Genomic DNA, 20,706 nt, shown 5'->3' on the forward strand with positions numbered 1-20,706 from the left:
GTAGTGTTTCGGTGGTTATAGCGTCAGGGAAACGCCCGGTCCCATTCCGAACCCGGAAGCTAAGCCTGACAGCGCCGATGGTACTGCAACCGAAGGGTTGTGGGAGAGTAGGACACCGCCGAACTTAATTTAGGAGAGGGCCTGGGCCCGGTCGAGACCAACAGTCTCCCGGCCCAGGCTCTTTTCTCATGTCCGGGACACGGTCAGCTCGGCCGAGCCGGCGGCCGCCGCCGCAATGGTGACGACAACACCAGCGATGTGCTCGTCTCCCCGTACCGCTGCACCTTCTCCAGCAGCTCCTCCAGCTCCGCGGTGTCCCGGCACAGCACCCGCAGGACCCAGCACTCCTCACCCGTCACGTGATCCGCGGCCACCACCTGCGGCAGCGGCAACACCGCCGCCCGGAACCGCGGCGTGTCCAGGCTACGCACCCGCGCCCGGACCAACGCCTCGATCGGCAGCCCCAGCTTCGTCGTGTCCACGCTCGCCGCGTAGCCCGTGATCACTCCGCGCTCCTCGAGACGGCGGACCCGCTCCGTCACCGCCGAGCCCGACAGCGATACCCGGCGCCCCAGCTCCGAGAAACTCAGTCGGCCGTCCTCCTGGAGGAGCTCCAAGAGGCGCCAGTCGACGTCGTCGAGGTGGTCCACCGCAACTCTCCCGGATTCGCAGGGCCAGAACAGGGAAATCCCCGGCCGGGCCGGGCTTCCACGCCGATTCTGCCCTGTCCGGAAACCCGCTGTCCCAGCAGGATTTACCCCATGACGCGCACACTCGCCTTTCCCGCCGCCGCACCCGAGGCCGCCGCCGCGCACTTCGCGGCCGAGCTCGGCTTCGAGGTCGATCCCGACGACCTCGTCCAAGACCTCGAAGCCGCCCGCACGGACGGCTACATCGTCGTCGAAACGCGAGCGCCCGAAGCCTTCGCCCACGCCCGCATCCCCGGCGCGATCAACCTGCCCTACCGGGACATGACACCGGAAAGCACGCAACACCTCGACCGCGACCTCGTGTACGTCTGCTACTGCGAAAGCACCGTCTGCAACGCCGCCACCAAGGGCGCACTCAAGCTCGCCCAGCTCGGCTTCAAGGTGAAACGGCTCTCCGGCGGCATCACGAGCTGGATCGCCGCCGGCTACCCCGTCGAAGGCACCACGGCAGAAGGAGTCAAGACAGAGGGAATCCGCTGTGCCTGCTGACCTACCCTGGACAACGTGACCCGAATCCTGATCATCCAGCCGGACACGTCGGACCCGCTGGGCCCCCTCGGCGACTGGCTGACCGAGGCCGGCGCGGAACTCGACGTCCGCCTGCAGCCGGAGCAAGACCTGCCCGAGCTCGACGGCTACCAGGCCGTCGTCTGCCTCGGTGGCGGCATGGGCGCCGAGGACGACGCGAAGCACCCGTGGCTCGCCGACGTCCGGCGGCTGCTGGCCAAGGCCGCCGCGAAGAACCTGCCCACCCTGGGCATCTGCCTCGGCTCGCAGCTGCTGGCCGTCGCCACCGGGGGCCGCGTCGAGGTCGCCCCGGACGGGCCGGAGGTCGGTCCGCACCTCGTCAGCAAGAAGGACGCGGCGTGGACCGACCCGCTGTTCGCCGACCTGCCGCTCGTGCAGGACGTCCTCCAGTTCCACACCGACGCCATCACCCGGCTCCCACCCGGCGCCGAGCTGCTCGCGTCCTCCCCGCGCTACGCCCACCAGGCCTACCGGCTCGGGCGTTGTGTCTACGGTGTCCAGTTCCACATCGAGACGACGCCCGAAGTCGTCGAGAGCTGGGCCGCGGAATGCCCCGAAGAAGCCGAATTCGCCCGGCCCGGCTCGCTCGAGCACGACTCGCTGGTGACCGTGCACGCCGACATCGAGGAGACCTGGCGCCCCTTCGCCCAGCGGTTCGTCAAGCTCGCCGCCGGAGAACTCGAACCCGCGCTGACAAGTCAACGGACGTTACCGCTGGCTTAACGACAGAGGTCACAACCAGCAACGTCCTGTTAACGCCAGGCGTACCCGTCAGGTACCTTGCGGGAGGAGTCCCCACAAGGGTGCGGAGGTCGGGGTGCAACCCTCGTTGCTGGTCGTGGTCGTCGTCGTCACGGCCCTCATTTTCGATTTCACGAACGGGTTCCACGACACCGCGAACTCGATGGCCACGTCGATCGCCACCGGGGCGCTCAAGCCCCGCGTGGCCGTCGCGATCTCGGCGGTGCTGAACCTGGTCGGCGCGTTCCTGTCGGTCGAGGTCGCCAAGACGATCTCCAGCGGCCTGGTGGACGACACCAGGATCGGCCCGGCGATCGTCTTCGGCGGGCTGATCGGCGCGATCGTCTGGAACCTCGTGACGTGGTTCGTCGGCCTGCCGTCGAGTTCGTCGCACGCGCTGTTCGGCGGCCTGATCGGCGCCACCTGGATCTCCGCGGGGACCGACTCGGTCCACTTCGGAAAGATCGTCGAGAAGGTCCTGCTGCCGGCCGCGGCCAGCCCGGTCATCGCCGGGCTCGTCGCGATGACGGCCACCTACCTCGTCTACCGCTTCCTGGTCCGCGGCCGGCCCGCCACCCGCGGGTTCAAGGTCGGCCAGATCGTCTCGGCGTCCCTGGTCTCGCTCGCGCACGGCACCAACGACGCGCAGAAGACGATGGGCGTCATCACGCTCACGCTCGTCACCGCCGGCAGCCTCCCCGCGGGCGCGTCGCCGCCCATCTGGGTGATCATCAGCGCCGCGTGCGCGCTCGCGCTCGGCACCTACCTCGGCGGCTGGCGCATCACCCACACCCTGGGCAAGGGCCTCACCGACATCGAGGGCCCGCAGGGCTTCGCCGCCCAGACGAGCTCGGCGCTGGTCATCCTGGTCTCGTCGCGGCTGGGCTTCCCGCTGTCGACGACGCACGTCTGCTCCGGCGGGATCGTCGGCTCCGGCGTCGGCCGCCGGGACGCGCCGGTCCGCTGGCGGATGGCCGGCCGGATGGTCGTCGCCTGGCTGTTCACGCTGCCCGCCGCCGCGATCGTCGGCGCGATCTCCGGCAAGATCGCCTCGCTCGGCAACGCCGGCACCATCGCCGTGGGCGTCGCCGGGGCCGGCGTCGGCCTCGGCATCTACCTGCTTTCGCGACGCCACCCCGTCACCGCGCACAGCTTCCAGGTGCCCGAGCCGACGCCCGCCGGGACCGAGCCGGGCCGGCTCGCCGCCTGAGCCGCCATCCCCGGCTACGGTGGTCGGTGATGGCAGACCGCGCGCGAACGACCGCTTCGGCGGCGAGGTACGGCTTCACCGACTCCCGTGCCGAGGGCCAGTTGCGCGCGGCCGGCTGGTGGGCCGACGCCGGCCCGGTCGAGCCGGCCGCCGACGTGCTCGCGGCGTTGTCCCGCACCGCCGACCCAGATCTCGCGCTGCGCGGCCTGGACCGGATCCGTGAGGCCGACGCCGCCGAGTGGGCCGAGCTCGAACCGCAGCTCCGCGGCCACCGCACCTTCCGCGGGCGGTTCCTCAGCGTGCTCGGGACGTCGAGCGCGCTGGCCGACTTCCTCGCCGCGAACCCGGAGCAGTGGCGCTCGCTCATCGGCGACAAGTGCACCGACTCCGCCTGCTACCGCGAGGCCCTGCGCACGGCGCTCCTGGACGACGACGGTTCCGTGCTCACCGGGCTCAAGGCCGAGCAGGCCCTCAAGGTCGCCTACCGCGGCCAGCTGCTCGGCATCGCCGCCGCCGACCTCGGGCACGTCGTCGAGGCCGGGCTCGAGCACCCCCGCTACGCCGAGGTCGCGGCGCAGCTGACCGAACTGGCCGAAGCCGCGCTCGCCGCCGGGCTGGTCGTCGCCGAGGCCGAAGCCGGCGCGTCCGCCGAAGGCACCCTGGCGATCATCGCGATGGGCAAGTGCGGCGGCCGGGAGCTCAACTACGTCAGCGACGTCGACGTCATCTTCGTCGGCGAAGGCGACCTCGGCCTCGCGACGCGGCTGGCGAGCACGATGATGCGGGTCGTCGGCAAGGCGTGCTTCGAGGTCGACGCGGCGCTGCGCCCCGAGGGCAAGGCCGGCGCGCTCGTCCGCACGCTGGACGGCCACCACGGTTACTACCAGAAGTGGGCCAAGACCTGGGAGTTTCAGGCGCTGCTCAAGGCGCGGCCGGTGGCGGGCGACGCCGAGCTCGGCCGTCAGTACGCCGAAATGGTGGCGCCGCTGGTGTGGTCGGCGGCCGACCGGGAGAACTTCGTCGCCGAGGTGCAGCAGATGCGCCGCCGGGTCGAGGGGCACGTGCCGTCCGAGCACGCCGAGCGCGAGCTGAAGCTGGGCCGCGGCGGCCTGCGTGACGTCGAGTTCGCGGTGCAGCTGCTGCAGCTCGTGCACGGCCGGGTCGACGCGGACCTGCGTTCACCGTCCACGATGGACGCGCTCGAGGCGCTCGGCGAAGGCGGCTACGTCGGCCGTCAGGACGCCGCCGAGCTGGGCGCGTCGTATGAGTTCCTGCGGATGATCGAGCACCGGCTGCAGCTGCGGCGGCTGCGCCGGACCCACCTGTTCCCGGCGCCCGCGGACACCGACGAGCTGCGGATCATCGCCCGGTCCAGCGGGATCAAGGCGAGCGGCGGCAAGACCCAGGGCGAGGCGCTGCTCGCGGAGTTCCGGCGGCACGGCAAGGGCATCCGGCGCCTGCACGAGAAGATCTTCTACCGGCCGCTGCTGCAGTCGGTCGCGAACGTGCCGACCGAGGCGCTGCGCCTGACCACCAAGCAGGCGGCCAGCCGCCTGGCCGCGCTCGGCTACACCGCACCCGACGGCGCGCTCCAGCACATCAAGACCCTGACCGCGGGCGTTTCGCGCCGCGCGGCGATCCAGCAGGCGCTGCTGCCGGTGCTGCTCGACCTCTTCGCCGACACCCCCGACCCCGACGGCGGCCTGCTGTCGTACCGGAAGGTGTCCGAGGCGCTCGAAGACACGCCGTGGTACCTGCGGGTGCTGCGCGACGAGGGCACGGTCGTGGAGAACCTCGCCTTCCTGCTGGGCACGTCCCGGCTGGTGCCGGACCTGCTGGTCCGAGCGCCGGAGGTGCTGCAGCTGCTCGGCGACCCGGCCCGGCTGCTGGGCCGCACGCCCGCCGAGGTGGCGACGTCGCTGCGGGCCGCCGTCCGGCGTCAGCCCGGGCTGAACGCGGCCATCGCCGCCGCACGTTCCCTGCGGCGGCACGAACTCCTGCGCGTCGCCTGCGCGGACCTGCTCGGGCTGCTCGACGTCCCGGCGGTCTGCGAAGCGCTGTCTTCGGTCTGGGTCGCGGTGCTGCAGGGCGCGCTGGCCTCGGCGTTCCGCCAGCGGCAGGCCGAACTCGGCCGGACGCCGGCGCGCATCGCCGTCATCGGCATGGGCCGGCTCGGTGGCGCCGAACTCGGCTACGGCTCCGACGCCGACGTGCTCTTCGTGTGCGAGCCGTCCGAAGGGGTCTCGGACTCCGACGCCGTGAAGTTCGCTTCGTCGGTCGCGGAGACCGTCCGGAAGATGCTGGGCGCGCCGAGCTCGGACCCCGCGCTGGAGGTCGACGCCGACCTGCGCCCGGAGGGCCGGAGCGGGCCGCTGGTCCGCACGCTGGAGTCCTACCGCGCGTACTACGCGAGGTGGGGCGAGGTGTGGGAGGCACAGGCGCTGCTGCGCGCCCGGTTCATCGCGGGCGACGACGACCTCGGCGACCGTTTCATCGCGATGATCGACCCGATCCGCTACCCCGAAGGCGGCCTCGACGCGACGAAGGCGCGCGAGATCCGCCGCATCAAGGCCCGGGTGGAGACGGAGCGAATGCCGCGCGGCGCCGACGCGACGCTGCACACGAAACTCGGCCGCGGCGGCCTCGCGGACGTCGAGTGGACAGTGCAGCTGCTGCAGCTCCAGCACGCCCACGAGGTCGAGGGGTTGCGGACGACGTCGACGCTCGACGCGCTGGCGGTGCTCCCGGAGGCGGGCCTGGCCGAGCAGGCCGAGGCGGACTCGCTGGCCGAGGCGTGGCTGCTGGCGACCCGCGTCCGCAACGCGGGGATGCTGGTGCGCGGCAAGGCGGTCGACCAGGTGCCGGGTTCGGGCCGCGACCTGGCGGCGGTGGCCCGCGTCCTCGGCCAGTCGGCGGGCGACGACCCCGGCGAGTTCCTCGACACGTACCGCCGCATCACCAGGCGGGCGCACGCGGTGGTGGAGCACCTGTTCTACGAGGCCTGACCTACAGTGGCCTGGTGACCGATCACGAGCCGTTCCGGACCCGGATCAAGGTCCGGCACTACGAGCTGGACACCCTGGGCCACCTCAACCACGCCGTGTACCACTCGTACGGCGAGGTATCCCGCTTGGAACTCCTCGAAGCGGCGGGCGCGCTGAAGGGGTTGCCGGGCCTGGCTTCGGTGCTCCTGGAGACGCACGTGGTGTTCCGCCGCGAGCTGCGCGCGGGCGACGAGGTCGACGTGACGTGCGAAGTCAAGTTCGGCAGCGGCAAGACGTTCAGGATGGATTCGAACATCCTCAAGCCGGACGGCACGCTGGCGGCGGAGATCACCTGCACGCTGGGGCTGATGGACCTGGAGCGCCGCAAGCTGGTGGCGGACCCGCGCGGCCACTACGAGGCCGCGGGCGCGGACATGAAGCTGCTGTCGCCGTCGGAGTGAGACGAGAAACGCCGGTGGCGAGGGCTGTTCGCTCCTCGCCACCGGCGTGTCCGGGGCGTCCTAGCCGATCACACGTCGTAGTACAGGGCGAACTCGTACGGGTGGGGGCGCAGGCGCAGCGGGTCGATCTCGTTCTCGCGCTTGTACGAGATCCACGTCTCGATCACGTCGGGGGTGAACACGCCGCCCTCGAGGAGGTAGTCGTGGTCCGCTTCCAGGGTGTCGAGGACCGTGCCGAGGTCGCCCGGGACGAGCTTGACGTCCTTGGCCTCCTCGGGCGGGAGCTCGTAGAGGTCCTTGTCGATCGGCTCCGGGGGCTCGATCTTGTTCCGGATGCCGTCGAGGCCGGCCATCATCATCGCCGAGAACGCCAGGTACGGGTTGCCCGACGAGTCCGGGCAGCGGAACTCGGCGCGCTTGGCCTTCGGGTTGTTGCCCGTGATCGGGATGCGGACGCAGGCCGAGCGGTTGCGCTGCGAGTAGACCAGCGAAACCGGGGCCTCGAAGCCCGGGACCAGGCGGTGGTAGGAGTTCACCGTCGGGTTCGTGAAGGCCAGCAGGCTCGGGGCGTGCTTGAGCAGGCCGCCGATGTAGTGGCGCGCGGTGTCCGACAGGCCGGCGTAGCCCGACTCGTCGTGGAACAGCGGCTGGCCGTCCTTCCACAGCGACTGGTGGCAGTGCATGCCCGAGCCGTTGTCGCCGGCGAGGGGCTTCGGCATGAACGTCGCCGTCTTGCCCGCCGCGAACACCGTGTTCTTCACGATGTACTTGAACAGCTGCAGGTCGTCCGCCGCGTGCAGCAGCGTGTTGAACTTGTAGTTGATCTCGGTCTGGCCGGCGGTGCCCACCTCGTGGTGCGCGCGCTCGATCTCGAAACCGGAGCCCTGCAGGTTGCGGACGATGTCGTCGCGCAGGTCGGCGAAGTGGTCGACCGGCGGGACGGGGAAGTAGCCGCCCTTGAACTTCGTCTTGTAGCCCTGGTTGCCGCCCACCTCGTCGGCGCCGGTGTTCCACCAGCCCTCGATCGAGTCGATCTCGTGGAAGGAGGCGTGCTCGGCGGAGTCGAAGCGGACCGAGTCGAAGATGTAGAACTCGGCTTCGGGACCGAAGTAGACGTTGTCGGCGACGCCGTACTCGGAGATGTACTGCTCGGCCTTGCGCGCGATGTTGCGCGGGTCGCGGCTGTACGCCTCACGGGTGAACGGGTCGTGCACGAAGAAGTTGAGGGCCAGCGTCTTCGCCTTGCGGAACGGGTCGATCCGCGCGGTGGCCGCGTCCGGCAGCAGCAGCATGTCGGACTCGTGGATGGACTGGAAGCCGCGCACCGAGGAGCCGTCGAACGCGAGACCCTCTTCGAAGGCCTCTTCGGTGAAGGCCTTCGCGGGAACCGTGAAGTGCTGCATCACGCCGGGCAGGTCGCAGAACTGGACGTCGATGACCTCGACGTCCTCATCGGCGATGAGGCGCTGGATGTCGTCTGGAGTAGTGGGCACCCTCGGTGACTCCTTCTCGTTCGAGCTCGTACGGCAGTGCTCTCTTCGGCTCACGCTAAAAGTGCGGTGTTGCCCGACCGTCACCCGTATGTTTCGCCGGTGTTAACGGGTGGTCGATATCGGGTATCCGACCAGGTCGGATGTGCTCCACGCCACCGGCATACCCTGGACGGGTGGCGAGATGGACCGGTGAATGGCTGCCCGGCACCGGCGACGGTGGTCCGGGGACTGATCAACACGGCTCGCGGTGGCCGGGCGAGAAGTTCGGTTTGCCGGAGTCGGGCGTCGGCTCGGCGGCGAGCGGGGGCGCGCGGCTGCTCGGGCTGATCGTCGACCTCGTGGTGGCGGCCCTGGTCACGGCCATCTTCCTGCACCCGAGCCTGCAGGACCCGGCCGCGATGCAGCAGTTCAACCTCTGGTCCGGCGGCGTGTGGGCGGCCATCTCGGTCATCTCGGCCGGTTTCTTCGGCTTCACGCCGGGGATGGCCGCGGTCGGCATCCGCGTCGCCCGGCTCGACGGCGCCGCGCTGGTCGGCCCGCTGCGCGCGCTGGTCCGGGCCGCGCTGACGTTCGTGCTCATCCCGGCGGCGGTCCGCAACGCCGACGGCCGCAGCTGGCTCGACCGGCTGACCGGCACCGTGGTCATCCGGATGCGCTGACCGGCGCGCCCGGCCGCCACCCCGAGCCGCACGTCGCGAATGACTCATTCGGGACGTGGGAGGTCCCGAATGAGTCATTCGCGGCACCGGCGGCCGAGGGCCCGGGCGAGCGTGAAAAGGCCCCCACCCGGGATTCGGGCGGGGGCCTTCTCTACAGAGGGGTCAGCGGCGGCGGATCGTCCGCTGGACGTTGCGCATCTTCGCGCCGGCCGGCATCGGGCCCTTCGGCAGGGCCGCGCCGCGGTTGCCGAGGGCGGCCAGCTTCGCCTCGAGCGCGTCGACCTGGGCCGGCTTGAGGTTGCGAGGCAGCTTCATCAGGTAGCCCTGGAGCTTCTTCAGCGGGAGCTGGCCGTCGTCGTGGCCGATCGTCACGTCGTAGATCGGCGTGTCGCCGATCAGGCGGGAGACGCGCTTCTTCTCCTGGGCGAGCAGGGTCTTCACGCGGTGCGGCGCGCCTTCGGCGACCAGCACGACGCCGGGGCCGCCGAGGACCCGGTGCACCGCGTCGAGCTGCGTGGTCGCCGCCACGGTCGGCGTCACCTTCCAGCGGCCGCGCAGGTTCTCCAGCGCCCACGCCGCGGCGCCGGGCTGGCCGTCGGCCTTCGAGTAGACCGTCTTCTGGACGCGCCGGCCGAAGATGATCATGGCGAGCAGGGCGCCGAGGATCAGGCCCAGCGGCAGCAGCACCCACTGCGCGTCGAAGAAGAACCCGATGCCGAACGCCACGCCGGCGACGACGACGATCGCCCCGACCATCCACGGGATGAGCCAGGGGTCTTCCTTGCGCTGCATCTTGAAGGCCTCGAAGAGCTGGCCACGGCGTGCCTTGCTCGCCGCGCGCTTCTCCTTCTTGGCCTGCTTGGCCGCTTCCTTGTCCTGCTTACCCGCCATATGACCAGGATACGGCCGCGTGCCCCTGCCCCGTTTCCCCGTCCCCCTCTGCGAGGATGCCGGACGTGACCGGCGTACTTTCACCCAGGAGCCTGAACCGTCTGCTCGATGGCCTCGACCCCGAGCAGCGCGCCGCCGCCAGTGCCCCACGGGGGCCGGTCTGCGTGCTGGCGGGCGCCGGCACGGGCAAGACCCGCACGATCACCCACCGGATTGCCCACTTGGTCCGGTCCGGGCACGTTTCCGCCGGTCAGGTCCTCGCCGTCACCTTCACGACGCGCGCCGCGGGGGAGATGCGGACCCGGCTGCGCGGCCTCGGCGTCGACGCGGCGCAGGCGCTGACGTTCCACGCCGCCGCCCGCCGCCAGCTCCGGTACTTCTGGCCGCGCGTGGTCGGGGACCGGCCGTGGGACCTGCTGGAGAACAAGCTGCGGTACGTCGGCCAGGCCGCGAACCGGGCCAAGCTCGGCACCGAGGTCGAAGTCCTGCGCGACCTGGCGAGCGAGATCGAGTGGGCGAAGGCGTCGCTGATCAGCCCGGACGACTACCCGGCCGTCACCGCACGCGCCCAGCGCGACATTCCGGCACCGGCGGCGCAGGTCGCCGAGGTCTACCGGATCTACGAGGAGCTGAAGAACGCCGCGCAGGTGCTCGACTTCGACGACCTCCTGTTGCACACGACCGCGGTGCTCGAGGAACACGGTGCCGTCGCCGAGGAATTCCGGGACCGCTACCGCTGCTTCGTCGTCGACGAGTACCAGGACGTCACGCCGCTGCAGCAGCGCCTGCTCGACGCGTGGCTCGGCGGCCGCGACGACCTGACCGTCGTCGGCGACGCCAACCAGACCATCTACTCCTTCGGCGGCGCGTCGCCGCGGCCGCTGCTGGAGTTCACGCGGCGCTACCCGGACGCCACCGTCGTCCGCCTCGAACGCGACTACCGGTCGACGCCCGAGGTCGTCGCGCTGGCCAACCGCGTGATCGGCGCGGCGCGGGGACGGCCGGCGGGCTCGCGGCTGAAGCTGATCGGGCAGCGGCCGCCGGGACCGGAGCCGCGCTTCGCCGAGTTCGACGACGAGGCGGTCGAGGCGGGCGCCGTCGCGCGCCGGGTGCGCGAGCTGCTCGACGGCGGCGTCTCGGCGAGCGAGATCGCGGTCCTGTACCGGATCAACGCCCAGTCGGAGGCCTACGAGTCGGCGCTGGCCGACGCCGGCATCCCGTACCTGGTCCGCGGCGGCGAGCGGTTCTTCAACCGGACGGAGGTCCGGCAGGCGATGTCCGCGCTGCGGGCGGCGAGCGGCGACGTCAGCTCCGACCTGGTCACGACGGTGCGGTCGGTGCTCGCGCGGGTCGGCCTGACCGAGTCGCCGCCGGCGGGTGGCGCGGCGAAGGAGCGCTGGGACGCGCTGCTGGCGATCGTCGAGCTGGCCGAGGAGCTCGCCTCGACGGTCGAGGACGCGGACCTGCCCCGGTTCAACGCCGAGCTCGACCAGCGCGCCGCGGCCCAGCACCCGCCGACGGTCGAGGGCGTGACGCTGGCGTCGCTGCACGCGGCGAAGGGCCTGGAGTGGGACGCGGTGTTCCTGGTCGGCCTGGCCGAGGGCACGATGCCGATCCTGCACGCCGACGGCGACGAAGCGGCGATCGAGGAGGAGCGGCGGCTGTTCTACGTCGGCGTCACCCGGGCCCGCGAGCACCTGTGGCTGTCCTGGGCGCTGGCCCGTACGCCGGGCGCGCGGCGCAACCGGCGGCGCAGCCGGTTCCTCTACGGCCTGGTCCCGGAGGACCACCCGGCCGCCAGGGTGGCGCGGTCCCAGCAGCAGAAGCCGTCGACGCCGGTCAAGACGCGCTGCCGCGTCTGCGGCGGGCCGCTGCTCGAGACCCTCGAGGTCAAGCTGGGCCGCTGCGGGCGCTGCCCGTCCACAGTGGATGAAGACCTGCTGGAGCGGCTGAAGTCGTGGCGCGCGGACCGGGCGCGCGAGCTCAAGGTGCCGGCGTTCGTCGTCTTCACGGACGCGACGCTGATGGCCATCGCCGAGCAGCGCCCGGCCGACGAGGCGGCGCTGGTGTCGATCTCCGGCATCGGCGCCACGAAGCTCGAGCGCTTCGGCGCGGAGATCCTCGGCGTCGTCCGGGCGCCGACGGGGTCTTGACCGCGTCCGGACCATGATCGACGCGGCGAACCCGCTGCTCAGGGGCGATCTTCGTAACTTCGAGGATTTTCCCGTTAATTGAGTTGCACCGGTGTGGTGGAGAGCAATAACCTGCCAGTACCGAGCCCGAAGGGCTCGACTGGGGATCTACGGACAGCGCCGCTCGGCGGCCGCGTGTACAGAGTACAGAAGGAGGTGCCGGTGAAATGACCATCAACATGACGCTCACGAACCCGGGCACCCGTCTGTCCTGCGCCGCGGAAGTTGCGGCTGCTCAGCGCCCGGGCACCGGTGTGTTCGCGAGCGCTCACGAGATCCGTGGCATGCGGCGCGTCTCGCGTCGTTGGGCCACCGGTGTCGTCGTCTTCGGGACGCAGGGCGTTCTCGCCGCGTACCCGCAGGCCGATCTGCCGACCATCAAGCAGTTCCGTGTTCCGTTGTCGATACGGGAGCGAAGTTCCTGACCTAGTCAGGACACGAGGCTCACGAAGGCCGCGGAACCGGAGAACCCGGATCCGCGGCCTTCGTGTTTTTGGCTGCACAACCCAAGAGGAACCAGCGTTGCCCAGCTCCAGCACTCAACCGAAAACCCGTACGACACAAGGAGGAACCCCCATGTCTTCGGCCATCGCCTACACCTCGGGTGAGGCAATATTCGCCGACCTGCTCGACCCGATCGACGTCCCCGACGTCGCGCTGCCCTGCCGTTCGGGCGACGCGGACCTGTGGTTCGCGGAGTCCCCGGCCGAGCTCGAGCGCGCCAAGGCGCAGTGCGCGGACTGCCCGGTCCGCGAGGCCTGCCTGGCGGGCGCCCTGGCTCGTCGCGAGCCCTGGGGCGTCTGGGGCGGCGAGATCTTCGAGCGCGGCGCGGTGATCGCGCGCAAGCGGCCCCGCGGCCGCCCGCGCAAGAACGCTGTCGAGCCCGCCGCGGCCAAGGCCGGCGGCGATCACCGGAGCGCCGCCGCATGAGCGTCGAACCGGTCACCACGAGGGATTACGAAGCTCACCCCCGCAGCGAGCAGCTGCAGTTGACGAAGACCGAGATCGAGGAGATCAGCGAGATGTTGCTTTACGAAGAACTGTCCCGGGCCCGAATACGGGACCTGGAGGAGGGGGTCCGCGCCCAGCGGGCCCGAGGTAGCGCCCGCGCCGCCCGGCGATGGTCGCGAGTGGCCCGGTGGGCTGCTCGTCGGGCTGAGCGGTACCAGGACCAGAGCTGAGCGCAGGCCCCTGCCACCCCTGTTGGGGGTGGCAGGGGCCTGCGCGCTTTTGGCGCGCGGTCCGGTGGGCGGGCCGCACGGTTGGGCCCGGTGGGTGGCTGGCCGACGCGGCTCCGGGGATGGTGCTGCGTGGGTTCGGTGATCGGGTCGCGCGGAGCGGTGTGCTCCAGTGGGTGGATGGCCGACGCGGCCCGGTGGGCGGATCGCGCTGCGGGCCCGGGGACGGGACTACGCGGTTTGGTCCGGCGGGTGGATGGCGCGCTGCGGTTGGTCCGGCGGGTGGATGGCGCGGTGCGGTTTGGGTCGGCAGGTGGCGCGCTGCGGTTTGGTTCGGCGGGTGGATGGCGCGCTGCGGTTTGGTTCGGCAGGTGGAGCGGTTCCGCGGCGGCGCGCGACTGGGCCGGAGGCGCGCCGGCAGCGAGTGGTCGCGCGCGGGCGTTCGGCGGTCCGGGGCGGGCTGAGGAGCGTGGCCGGGCCGGGGCGCGCTGGGGAGCGTGGCCGGCCGGGCCGGGCCGGACTGGGGCGCGCTGGGGAGCGTGGCCGGCCGGGCCGGGGCGCGCTGGCGCGTGGTCGCTGTGATGTGGGTGCCGGTGCGCCGTGCCGGGCGGGCCCGGGCGGGTGCGCCGTGCCGGGTGGGGCGGGGTAGGTGCGCCGGGCCGGGGCGGGGTGGGTGCGCTGGTCTGGCTTGGCCTCCTTCGGGTGGTCTCGTTGCGCAGGGCTTCGAGGGCGGGGTGCTGGTGTTGAATGGGGTGATGTCCGGACATTCCCACGGCGACATCGACTGGGCGGACCGCCTGGCTCAGCTGCGCATGGCCGATGCCCTTGATGCCGAGGCGCTTGCGCCCGTTGCTCGGCGGCTGGTCGGGTCCGTTGGGGCTCGGCCGACCGTTGTCGATGTCGGGTGTGGGGCCGGCGGGATGAGCGTGCTTTTCGCGCGTGAGCTCGCCCTTGGCTCCGGCGGGACCGTTGTGCTCTTCGATGCCACTCCCAAGCTGCTCGTCGAGGCCGAACGGGCCGTTGCCGAGGTGGCTGGGGACTCCGTTGAGGTTGTCAGCCTGCTCGGGGACCTCACCGATCCTGCTCTGGCCGTTCCCGCTGCCGATCTTGTCTGGGCGTCCGGGGTGGTGCACCACGCCGGTGATCAGCAAGCCGCTCTGCGGACGCTGGCCGGCTTGTTGCGGGCCGGTGGGGTGCTGGCCGTCTCGGAGGGTGGGCTCGAGATGCGGTGCCTTCCTTGGGAGCTGGGGGTCGGGCGGCCCGGGTTGGAGCAGCGGTTGCTTGCTGCCCGGGGGACTTGGTTCGAACGGATGCGGGCCGGGGTTCCGGGCAGTGTCGGCATGCCCTACGGCTGGCCGCGGGCTCTTCGCGAAGCCGGGCTCGAGGATGTCGAATCTTTCGGTGCTCTCATCGATCACCCGATGCCCGGCTCCGACCTGCTGCGTGAGTACGTCGTTCAGCGCGTCGGGTGGCTTGCGGAGTCGGCCGGGGACTGGCTCGATGCCGATGACCTCGCCGCCGTTGCCCGGCTCACCGATCCACGGAGCCCGGACTTTCTCGGCCGCCGGGACGATCTCTACCTGCTCGGCGCCAAGGCGATCCACTGTGGACGGTTGCGGTGACCGCGCCGGAGCCGGTGGTGTGCACGCGGTGCGGGCGGGCTCGCGCTGCCGATGATGATCCGGCTACGGCGCTCGCCTGGGTGTCCACCCGTGAGCGGGGCGCGCTGCGGTGGCTCTGCCCGGACTGCGCCCGGCAGCATGTCCGGGACATCGAAGGCAAGCTGCCGGACGAGTACTGGTGATCACTTCGACCTCCTGAGCGTGATGGCGGCGTCAGGCCGCGTCGCCGATCGGTGTCTGCGGGACCGCGCGGACCTTGGGGCGGGGTGTGCGGGACGCTTCGCCGTACGCCCTGGCCAGCTCCTGCGCCACCTCCTGGGGGACCCTCTGCAACTGCCTCACTGTGCAGCGGACCAGGACGATCCCCGTCGCCGCCAGGGCCAGGTGGCTGAAGCCGCCTCCGGGGCCCGGGGTGCAGCGGTACTGCCAGGCCAGGCCGAGCTCGTCCCACCAGGCGTCCGCCTCGCCGATGCGGCGGCCGCGGCGGTCGCAGATCGTCTGGTCCCAGCTCGGCGGCGGCAGCGGTACGCGGTCCAGGACCCGGGCGGCCAGGCCGTGCGCCTGGATCGGCCCCTCGTCGAGTTCGCGCAGTACCCTGCGGACCAACGCCGTGCCGCGCTGGGGGCCGGCCTCGAGCTCCGCCAGCAGCTCCGGGCGGTTGCTGAGGCCCCAATACAGCGGCAGCGTCAGCAGGTGCCGGACGCGGGCCGGGTCGGATTCCGAGCGGGCCAGGTCCAGCGTCGCCCTCGCCGGCGGCGCGAACGGGAGGTCGTCGACCTCGACCGGGTCCGGTAGCCGGGCCGTGCGCGCGAGGCGGACGCCTTCGCAGGCCACCACCCGGCAGTGGTGGGGCACCAGGAGGTGGATGTCGCTTTCCGCCGGGCACTTCACGCCGTGGGCCTGCAGGGCGTCGGCGCCGGTGATCACCACCCCGGGCCCGTAGCGCACGACCGCGGCGTGCAGCAGCTGCTGCCGTGTCGGGGCCGTGTTGCGCAGCAGGACGACACCGGGGTGCAGGCGGCGCCACGGCCCTCCCGGGCCGCAGAGCCGCCGGGTTCTTCGGTCGGATATCCCGGCCCGGCGTAGTTGTTCGAGGTTCATCACCTCGCACCCGCGCGGATTACGAATGGTGAGCGGATCGGTGCACTGTGTAGCAGTCATAAAAAGATCATGACCGCTCGGCCAACCGGGTGGAACCCCCTCCCCGCCACCTGTGGACAACTCGACCGGATCCCGCCGTTCGAGGCCGACCCTGTGGACAACTCAGGCAGCGAACCCGGGCTGCCAGCGCTCGACGATGCCGCGGGCCGGGATCTCGGCGTCGAGCTGGCAGAGGATCCCCGTCGACCCCGCCGTCACCCGGTGGATCATCAGGTACTCGGGCGGCAGGTTGAGCGAACGGCCGACCCGGAAGTCGTTGCCGCGGCTGTCGCCGACCCGCCCGGCCTGCTTCTGCATCCAGCGCCGGGTGAAGTGGAACGTCGGCGCCGCCAACGGCTCGGTGAACGGCGCGAGGTAGGCGAGCACCTCCTCCGCGGTCAGGTCGCTGTCCGGCCTGATGAACCGGTTCTCCCGCAGCAGGCGCATCAGCTCGGCGGACTCGCCGTCCAGCGCCAGCCGCGTCATCTCGCCCAGGTGGCGGGGGATGCCTTCGGGCAGCCGGGCCACCCCACCGAAGTCGATGACGCACAGCCTGTGGTCTTCGGTGATCATGAAGTTGCCCGGGTGCGGGTCCGAGTGCAGCAGGTGGACGCGCTCGGGCGACGAGTAGTGGAACTCCGCCAGCAGCCGGCCCGCCAGGTTCCGGGTCTCGCGGTCGCCGTCCGCGATCACCTTCGACAGCGGGGTGCCGTTCGCCCACTCCGTGACGACGACCTTCGGCGCGCTGGCCACCACCCGCGGCACCAGGATGCCGGGGTCGCCCTCGAACGCCTTCGCGAAGGCGCGCTGGTGCTGGGCCTCGGCCTGGTAGTCGAGCTCCTCGTTCATCCGCTCCGAGAGCTCGGCCAGCAGCGGCTTGACCTCGGTGCCGGGCACGAACGCCTGGAACAGCCTGCTGAACCGCTGCAGCTGGCGCAGGTCGCTGCGGAGGGCCTCGTCGGCGCCCGGGTACTGCACCTTGACCGCGACCGCGCGACCGTCGTGCCAGACCGCGCGGTGCACCTGGCCGATGCTCGCGGCCGCCGCCGGCTCGTCGTCGAAGGACGCGAACCGGCTGCTCCAGGTGCGGCCCAGCTGCTCGGCGAGCACCCGGTGGGTCTGCCGGACCGACATCGGCGGCGCGGCGGCCTGCAGCTTCGTCAGCGCCTCGCGGTACGGCTTCGCCATGTCGTCCGGGACCGCCGCTTCGAACACGCTCAGCGCCTGGCCGAACTTCATCGCGCCGCCCTTGAGCGTGCCGAGCACCTCGAACAGCTGCTCGGCGGCTTTCGCCGACAGCGTCGCGTTCACCTGTTCCGCGCTCTGGCCCGCGAGCCTCTTGCCCCAGCCGCCGACCGCCCGGCCGGCGATGCCGAGCGGGAGACTGGCGAGCTTGGCGGTACGGGCGGCACCCTTGCGCGGCATCGCGGTGTCACGATCGGCTGGGTCGCGGAAGTCGGTCACACCCGCGATTCTGCCCTGCGGCCTCGGCCACGCGCAGCCTGCGCACGACGTCTTCGTGGGCTACGTCTCCGAGATCACCTCCCGGGCACCGCACCGGCAGAGCGGGTGCGGCGGCCAGCCCCGGTGCCGGATCCGGCCGTCGAAGGCGTCGATCTCGAGGGTCGCGTTCCACGCCGGCGGGGGCGGCGCGCTCGGGGAGAGCAGCCGCATGGCCTGGGCGACGGCCAGCGACGCGCAGGACTGGACCGCGCCGAGGTCGGGCCGCTGGTGCCGGCCGGCGAGCTGCCCGGCGACGCGTGGCCAGCACGGGTCACGCTCCGTGCGGTGCAGGTCGGCGCAGCGCAGGCAGGAGCTGCGGCCCGGCACGACCAGCGGCCCGACGATCGCCGTGCCGTCGCGGACGCGCGCCGCGAGGTGCGGGACGCCGTCACCCATCAGCTCGGCGACGAGCTCGGGCGCCGGTACGACGGAGTCGGTGAGCAGGGCGAGGTTCGGGTGCCGGTCGTGCAGGCGGGTGACGCGGACTTCGGGATCGACCCGGCGGAGCAGGTCGGCGAGGGCGTGGCGCCGGGACCGGCCCAGGTCCGCGGCGGTGAAGCCGGAGCCCAGGTCGTGCTCGGTCACCGTGCCCGGCACCTGCAGCTCGACGTGCCCGATGCCGGCGTTGGCCAGGAGCACGGCGGCCGCCACCGCCACCCGGCCCTCGCCGTGCACGGAGATCGCGGCGGCGCGCCGCCGCTCGGCCATCGCCGCCTGGTGGTGCCGGGCGCGCAGCGACCAGAGGCCGGGCTCGCCGCGCAAGCCCGGGCCGTCGGGGCGGCCGGCGTCGGTGACCAGGCCGAGCGCGGTCAGCTGCCGCAGGAGCGTGTGCAGCTGCTCGCGGTGTTCGCTCTCCGCGAGCAGAAGCCGCTCGACGGGTTTGCTGCCGTCGAGGGCGCGCACTTTCGCGAGGAGGTGCGGGGAGAGGTTTTCGACGATCACGCCGTGGCGCGGATCGAGGCCGATCTGGATCTCGCGGGGGCCGCGTTCGAGCACGGTGAGGCCCGGGAGCAGGGCAGGGTGGGCGGGCAGGAGTACCGGTGGCATGTCCGCGGTGTCGAGGATCATGTCCGCAGGATCGCACCCGGTCGCGACGGGAAGGCCCCGCCAGAAGCCGGAACGGCCGAGTTGTCCACAAGTGGAACCGGCTGTGGACAACTCGGGTCTGTGACCTCAAGGCGCTCGGAGTTGTCGGTGCCTGGCCTTACCGTTGTCGGGTGGTCGAAGCACGGATGCCCTCACTGAGAGGCCGGGGGGACACGAACCCCTCGTCGGACACACCCGGACACAAGGTCGAAGTGCGGCGCAGCCAGCGCCGGCACCGGACGGTCACCGCGTATTGGAACGACGACACGCTCGTCGTGCTCATCCCCGCGCGGATGACCAGGGCGGAGGAGAAACACTGGGTCGCCGAGATGGAGCGCAAGCTGCAGCGCTCGGAACCACGTCGGCCGGCGTCCCCGAAGACGTCGGACGAGGCCCTGCTGGCGCGCTGCGCGCTGCTCTCGGGCAAGTACCTGGGCGGCACCGCGGTGCCGGCCAGCGTCCGCTGGGTGCCGCCGATGCGCACGCGGTGGGCGTCCTGCACGCCGGTCGACGCGACCATCCGGGTCAGCGAACGGCTGCGGAAGGTGCCTCCGTGGGTGCTGGACTACGTGCTGGTGCACGAGCTGGCGCACCTGCGGGAGCCCGGGCACGATGCGGCCTTCTGGGCGCTGGTGCAGCGGTACCCGAAGACCGAGCGGGCGATCGGGTACCTGGAGGGGTTGTCGGCCGCGGCCGGGTGGGGGATCTCCATGGAGGATTGACGGGGTGACCGCCTGGGGCCGGACAGCAGAAGGCCGGTGTCCCGCTGTTGCGGGGCACCGGCCCTCCGGAGCTCAGTTCAGGACTGCTTGCCGCCCTCTTCCGACGGGGGCTCGTCCTTCTCACGCTCGGAGCGCTCGGCCTGCTCGGCCTGTTCCGTGCGCTCCAGCTCGGCGATCGGGTCCAGGTCGTCGATCGAACCCGCCGAACCCACTCGGTCCGCGAAGTCGATCGGCTCGTCCAGGTCCTCGGCCGTCGGCATCAGGTCCGGGTGGGACCAGAGGCCGTCGCGCTTCTCCGTGCCGTGGCGGTCGCCCACCAGCTTCCACAGGTTGGAGGCGTCCCTCATCCGGCGGGGGCGCAGCTCCAGGCCGACCAGGGTGGCGAACGTCTGCTCGGCCGGGCCGCCCGTCGCACGGCGGCGGCGGAGGGTCTCGCGCAGGGCGTCCGCTCCCGGCAGGCGGTCGCCCACCGCTTCGGCCACCACCACGTCGACCCAGCCTTCGACCAGCGCGAGCAGCGTCTCCAAGCGCCGCAGCGCCGCCTTCTGCTCCTCCGTCGTCTGGGGCTCCAGCAGGCCCGAGGACATCGCCTCTTCGATGCTCGCCGGGTTCGCCGGATCGATGCGGCCGGCCAGGGACTCCAGGGCCGACGTGTCCACCGAGATCCCGTGGGCGAACTCCTCGACCGTTGCCAGCAGGCGCTGCCGGAGCCACGGCACGTGCGTGAACAGGCGCTGGTGGGCCGCCTCGCGGGCCGCCAGGAACACCAGGATCTCGCTGTTCGGCAGCTCCAGGCCCTCGGCGAACTTCTCGATGTTCGCCGGCAGCAGGGCCGAGGTGCCGGCCGGGGCCAGCGGGAGGCCGATCTCCGTCGAGGTCAGCATCTCCGACGCGAGCTGGGCCAGCGCGTTGCCGAGCTGGGAGCCGAAGGCCATGCCGCCCATCTGCCCCATCATCTGGAGCAGCGGGCCCGCGGCCTGCTTGGCCTCCTCCGGCAGCGCCTCCATCCAGGCACCCGACACCTGCCGGGCCACCGGGTCGCACAGCCGCTGCCACGTCGGGAGCGTCTTCTCCACCCAGGACCGGGGCGACCAGGCGACCGTCGACGTCGCACCGGCCGGGTACACCGTGGCCGCGTCGAGCCAGAGCTCGGCCAGGTGGGCCGCGTCGCGGACCGCCGCGTTCGCGTCGTCACCACCTCGGAAGCCGAGCTTGCTCTCGCCGGTGTTGCCGGCGCTGCCCAGGGTCTGGAGGGCGATCTGCTTGGCGAGGTCGTAGTTCACCGGCCCGCTGGAGGTGCCGGCCTGGCTGAGCATCTGGCCCAGCTGGCTCAGCATCTGCCCGAGCTGGTTGAAGGCCTCGGCGCCGGAAGGCTCCGAGGGGTCGTTCTCACCTCGTTTGTCGGGATCGGAAGGTCCGAAGCCGAACGGGGGTTTGCTCATGTGTCCACCGTACGCGGGTCGGGGCCCGCCGAGCGCGTCAACCGTGGCCTTCACCGGGAAGCGAACGCGGTCACCGTACGCTGTCGGTCGTGACCAAGTCCTCCGAGGAGACCGCCCCCGCGAAGAGCGCCCCGGAACCGGCGC

Annotated in this window: 20 protein-coding genes and 1 rRNA gene; 14 read left to right on the forward strand and 7 right to left on the reverse strand. The window is 71.8% G+C overall.

The window, feature by feature from the left end; all coding sequences use genetic code 11:
• Positions 1-7 precede the first annotated feature (7 nt).
• Positions 8-124: ribosomal RNA gene (gene rrf, locus H5965_RS37350) — 5S ribosomal RNA — on the forward strand.
• A gap of 79 nt (positions 125-203) precedes the next feature.
• Here rrf and H5965_RS37355 read toward each other — a convergent pair.
• Positions 204-650, reverse strand: a complete 447-nt coding sequence (locus H5965_RS37355) for an Lrp/AsnC family transcriptional regulator (RefSeq protein ID WP_310975765.1) — start codon at positions 648-650, stop codon at positions 204-206.
• Between the two features lie 111 nt (positions 651-761).
• Between H5965_RS37355 and H5965_RS37360 the strand changes: the two genes are divergently transcribed.
• From H5965_RS37360 to H5965_RS37380, 5 genes are all read left to right on the forward strand, one after another.
• Complete coding sequence (locus tag H5965_RS37360) at positions 762-1,199, forward strand: rhodanese-like domain-containing protein (protein WP_310975766.1); 438 nt, start codon at positions 762-764, stop codon at positions 1,197-1,199.
• 15 nt (positions 1,200-1,214) lie between these two features.
• Positions 1,215-1,961: a type 1 glutamine amidotransferase gene (locus H5965_RS37365; protein WP_310975767.1), complete on the forward strand. Its 747-nt coding sequence runs from the start codon at positions 1,215-1,217 to the stop codon at positions 1,959-1,961.
• A 94-nt stretch (positions 1,962-2,055) separates the two neighbouring features.
• The gene (locus H5965_RS37370; protein WP_310975768.1) at positions 2,056-3,189 is read left to right on the forward strand and encodes an inorganic phosphate transporter; all 1,134 of its coding nucleotides are present in this window, start codon (positions 2,056-2,058) and stop codon (positions 3,187-3,189) included.
• 29 nt (positions 3,190-3,218) lie between these two features.
• On the forward strand, positions 3,219-6,194 hold the full coding sequence (locus H5965_RS37375; RefSeq protein ID WP_310975770.1) for a bifunctional [glutamine synthetase] adenylyltransferase/[glutamine synthetase]-adenylyl-L-tyrosine phosphorylase: 2,976 nt from the start codon (positions 3,219-3,221) through the stop codon (positions 6,192-6,194).
• A gap of 14 nt (positions 6,195-6,208) precedes the next feature.
• On the forward strand, positions 6,209-6,634 hold the full coding sequence (locus H5965_RS37380) for an acyl-CoA thioesterase (RefSeq protein WP_310975771.1): 426 nt from the start codon (positions 6,209-6,211) through the stop codon (positions 6,632-6,634).
• A 68-nt stretch (positions 6,635-6,702) separates the two neighbouring features.
• On the opposite strand, the gene glnA is transcribed toward H5965_RS37380, so the two are convergent.
• Positions 6,703-8,127, reverse strand: coding sequence for a type I glutamate--ammonia ligase (gene glnA / locus H5965_RS37385; RefSeq protein ID WP_086850227.1), 1,425 nt, complete (start codon positions 8,125-8,127; stop codon positions 6,703-6,705).
• Positions 8,128-8,396: 269 nt separating this feature from the next.
• Here glnA and H5965_RS37390 point away from each other — a divergent pair, with 269 nt between their 5' ends.
• Positions 8,397-8,786 carry an RDD family protein gene (locus tag H5965_RS37390; RefSeq protein ID WP_310976043.1) on the forward strand — a complete coding sequence of 130 codons (390 nt, stop codon included), beginning with the start codon at positions 8,397-8,399 and terminating at the stop codon, positions 8,784-8,786.
• A 162-nt stretch (positions 8,787-8,948) separates the two neighbouring features.
• Here H5965_RS37390 and H5965_RS37395 read toward each other — a convergent pair whose 3' ends face one another.
• On the reverse strand, positions 8,949-9,677 hold the full coding sequence (locus tag H5965_RS37395) for a DUF4191 domain-containing protein (protein WP_310975772.1): 729 nt from the start codon (positions 9,675-9,677) through the stop codon (positions 8,949-8,951).
• A 56-nt stretch (positions 9,678-9,733) separates the two neighbouring features.
• Here H5965_RS37395 and H5965_RS37400 point away from each other — a divergent pair, with 56 nt between their 5' ends.
• The 6 genes from H5965_RS37400 to H5965_RS37425 all read left to right on the forward strand — a co-directional run bounded on the left by H5965_RS37400 (position 9,734) and on the right by H5965_RS37425 (position 14,851).
• Positions 9,734-11,830: an ATP-dependent DNA helicase UvrD2 gene (locus H5965_RS37400; protein ID WP_310975773.1), complete on the forward strand. Its 2,097-nt coding sequence runs from the start codon at positions 9,734-9,736 to the stop codon at positions 11,828-11,830.
• Between the two features lie 206 nt (positions 11,831-12,036).
• A complete protein-coding gene (locus H5965_RS37405; RefSeq protein WP_310975774.1) occupies positions 12,037-12,294 on the forward strand; it encodes a hypothetical protein in 258 nt (85 codons plus the stop codon).
• Between the two features lie 151 nt (positions 12,295-12,445).
• Complete coding sequence (locus H5965_RS37410) at positions 12,446-12,799, forward strand: WhiB family transcriptional regulator (protein WP_310975775.1); 354 nt, start codon at positions 12,446-12,448, stop codon at positions 12,797-12,799.
• The gene (locus H5965_RS37415) at positions 12,796-13,050 is read left to right on the forward strand and encodes a hypothetical protein (protein WP_310975776.1); all 255 of its coding nucleotides are present in this window, start codon (positions 12,796-12,798) and stop codon (positions 13,048-13,050) included. The genes H5965_RS37410 and H5965_RS37415 overlap by 4 nt, the downstream gene beginning before the upstream one ends.
• 752 nt (positions 13,051-13,802) lie before the next feature.
• Positions 13,803-14,669, forward strand: coding sequence for a methyltransferase (locus H5965_RS37420; RefSeq protein ID WP_310975777.1), 867 nt, complete (start codon positions 13,803-13,805; stop codon positions 14,667-14,669).
• Positions 14,666-14,851 carry a hypothetical protein gene (locus H5965_RS37425; protein WP_310975778.1) on the forward strand — a complete coding sequence of 62 codons (186 nt, stop codon included), beginning with the start codon at positions 14,666-14,668 and terminating at the stop codon, positions 14,849-14,851. The genes H5965_RS37420 and H5965_RS37425 overlap by 4 nt, the downstream gene beginning before the upstream one ends.
• A 31-nt stretch (positions 14,852-14,882) precedes the next feature.
• Here H5965_RS37425 and H5965_RS37430 read toward each other — a convergent pair whose 3' ends face one another.
• The 3 genes from H5965_RS37430 to H5965_RS37440 all read right to left on the reverse strand — a co-directional run bounded on the left by H5965_RS37430 (position 14,883) and on the right by H5965_RS37440 (position 18,380).
• A complete protein-coding gene (locus tag H5965_RS37430; protein ID WP_310975779.1) occupies positions 14,883-15,770 on the reverse strand; it encodes a hypothetical protein in 888 nt (295 codons plus the stop codon).
• A 162-nt stretch (positions 15,771-15,932) separates the two neighbouring features.
• Positions 15,933-17,273: an AarF/ABC1/UbiB kinase family protein gene (locus tag H5965_RS37435; protein ID WP_310975780.1), complete on the reverse strand. Its 1,341-nt coding sequence runs from the start codon at positions 17,271-17,273 to the stop codon at positions 15,933-15,935.
• A 60-nt stretch (positions 17,274-17,333) separates the two neighbouring features.
• Positions 17,334-18,380: a ThiF family adenylyltransferase gene (locus H5965_RS37440; protein WP_310975781.1), complete on the reverse strand. Its 1,047-nt coding sequence runs from the start codon at positions 18,378-18,380 to the stop codon at positions 17,334-17,336.
• A 230-nt stretch (positions 18,381-18,610) separates the two neighbouring features.
• Here H5965_RS37440 and H5965_RS37445 point away from each other — a divergent pair, with 230 nt between their 5' ends.
• Positions 18,611-19,120, forward strand: a complete 510-nt coding sequence (locus H5965_RS37445; protein WP_310975782.1) for a M48 family metallopeptidase — start codon at positions 18,611-18,613, stop codon at positions 19,118-19,120.
• A gap of 77 nt (positions 19,121-19,197) precedes the next feature.
• On the opposite strand, the gene H5965_RS37450 is transcribed toward H5965_RS37445, so the two are convergent.
• The gene (locus tag H5965_RS37450) at positions 19,198-20,562 is read right to left on the reverse strand and encodes a zinc-dependent metalloprotease (protein ID WP_310975783.1); all 1,365 of its coding nucleotides are present in this window, start codon (positions 20,560-20,562) and stop codon (positions 19,198-19,200) included.
• Positions 20,563-20,706: the final 144 nt, after the last annotated feature.

The organism is Amycolatopsis sp. 505, assembly GCF_031625235.1.
Classification (GTDB): Bacteria; Actinomycetota; Actinomycetes; order Mycobacteriales; family Pseudonocardiaceae; genus Amycolatopsis.

Bases quoted from the DNA above. Each gene is read 5' to 3' on its own strand.
- H5965_RS37420 (WP_310975777.1), top strand. From the start codon at position 13,803: ATGTCCGGACATTCCCACGGCGACATCGACTGGGCGGACCGCCTGGCT.
- H5965_RS37430 (WP_310975779.1), bottom strand. From the start codon at position 15,770: ATGAACCTCGAACAACTACGCCGGGCCGGGATATCCGACCGAAGAACC.
- H5965_RS37450 (WP_310975783.1), bottom strand. From the start codon at position 20,562: ATGAGCAAACCCCCGTTCGGCTTCGGACCTTCCGATCCCGACAAACGA.
- H5965_RS37405 (WP_310975774.1), top strand. From the start codon at position 12,037: ATGACCATCAACATGACGCTCACGAACCCGGGCACCCGTCTGTCCTGC.
- H5965_RS37395 (WP_310975772.1), bottom strand. From the start codon at position 9,677: ATGGCGGGTAAGCAGGACAAGGAAGCGGCCAAGCAGGCCAAGAAGGAG.
- H5965_RS37440 (WP_310975781.1), bottom strand. From the start codon at position 18,380: ATGATCCTCGACACCGCGGACATGCCACCGGTACTCCTGCCCGCCCAC.
- H5965_RS37360 (WP_310975766.1), top strand. From the start codon at position 762: ATGACGCGCACACTCGCCTTTCCCGCCGCCGCACCCGAGGCCGCCGCC.
- H5965_RS37400 (WP_310975773.1), top strand. From the start codon at position 9,734: ATGCCGGACGTGACCGGCGTACTTTCACCCAGGAGCCTGAACCGTCTG.
- H5965_RS37375 (WP_310975770.1), top strand. From the start codon at position 3,219: ATGGCAGACCGCGCGCGAACGACCGCTTCGGCGGCGAGGTACGGCTTC.
- H5965_RS37410 (WP_310975775.1), top strand. From the start codon at position 12,446: ATGTCTTCGGCCATCGCCTACACCTCGGGTGAGGCAATATTCGCCGAC.
- H5965_RS37415 (WP_310975776.1), top strand. From the start codon at position 12,796: ATGAGCGTCGAACCGGTCACCACGAGGGATTACGAAGCTCACCCCCGC.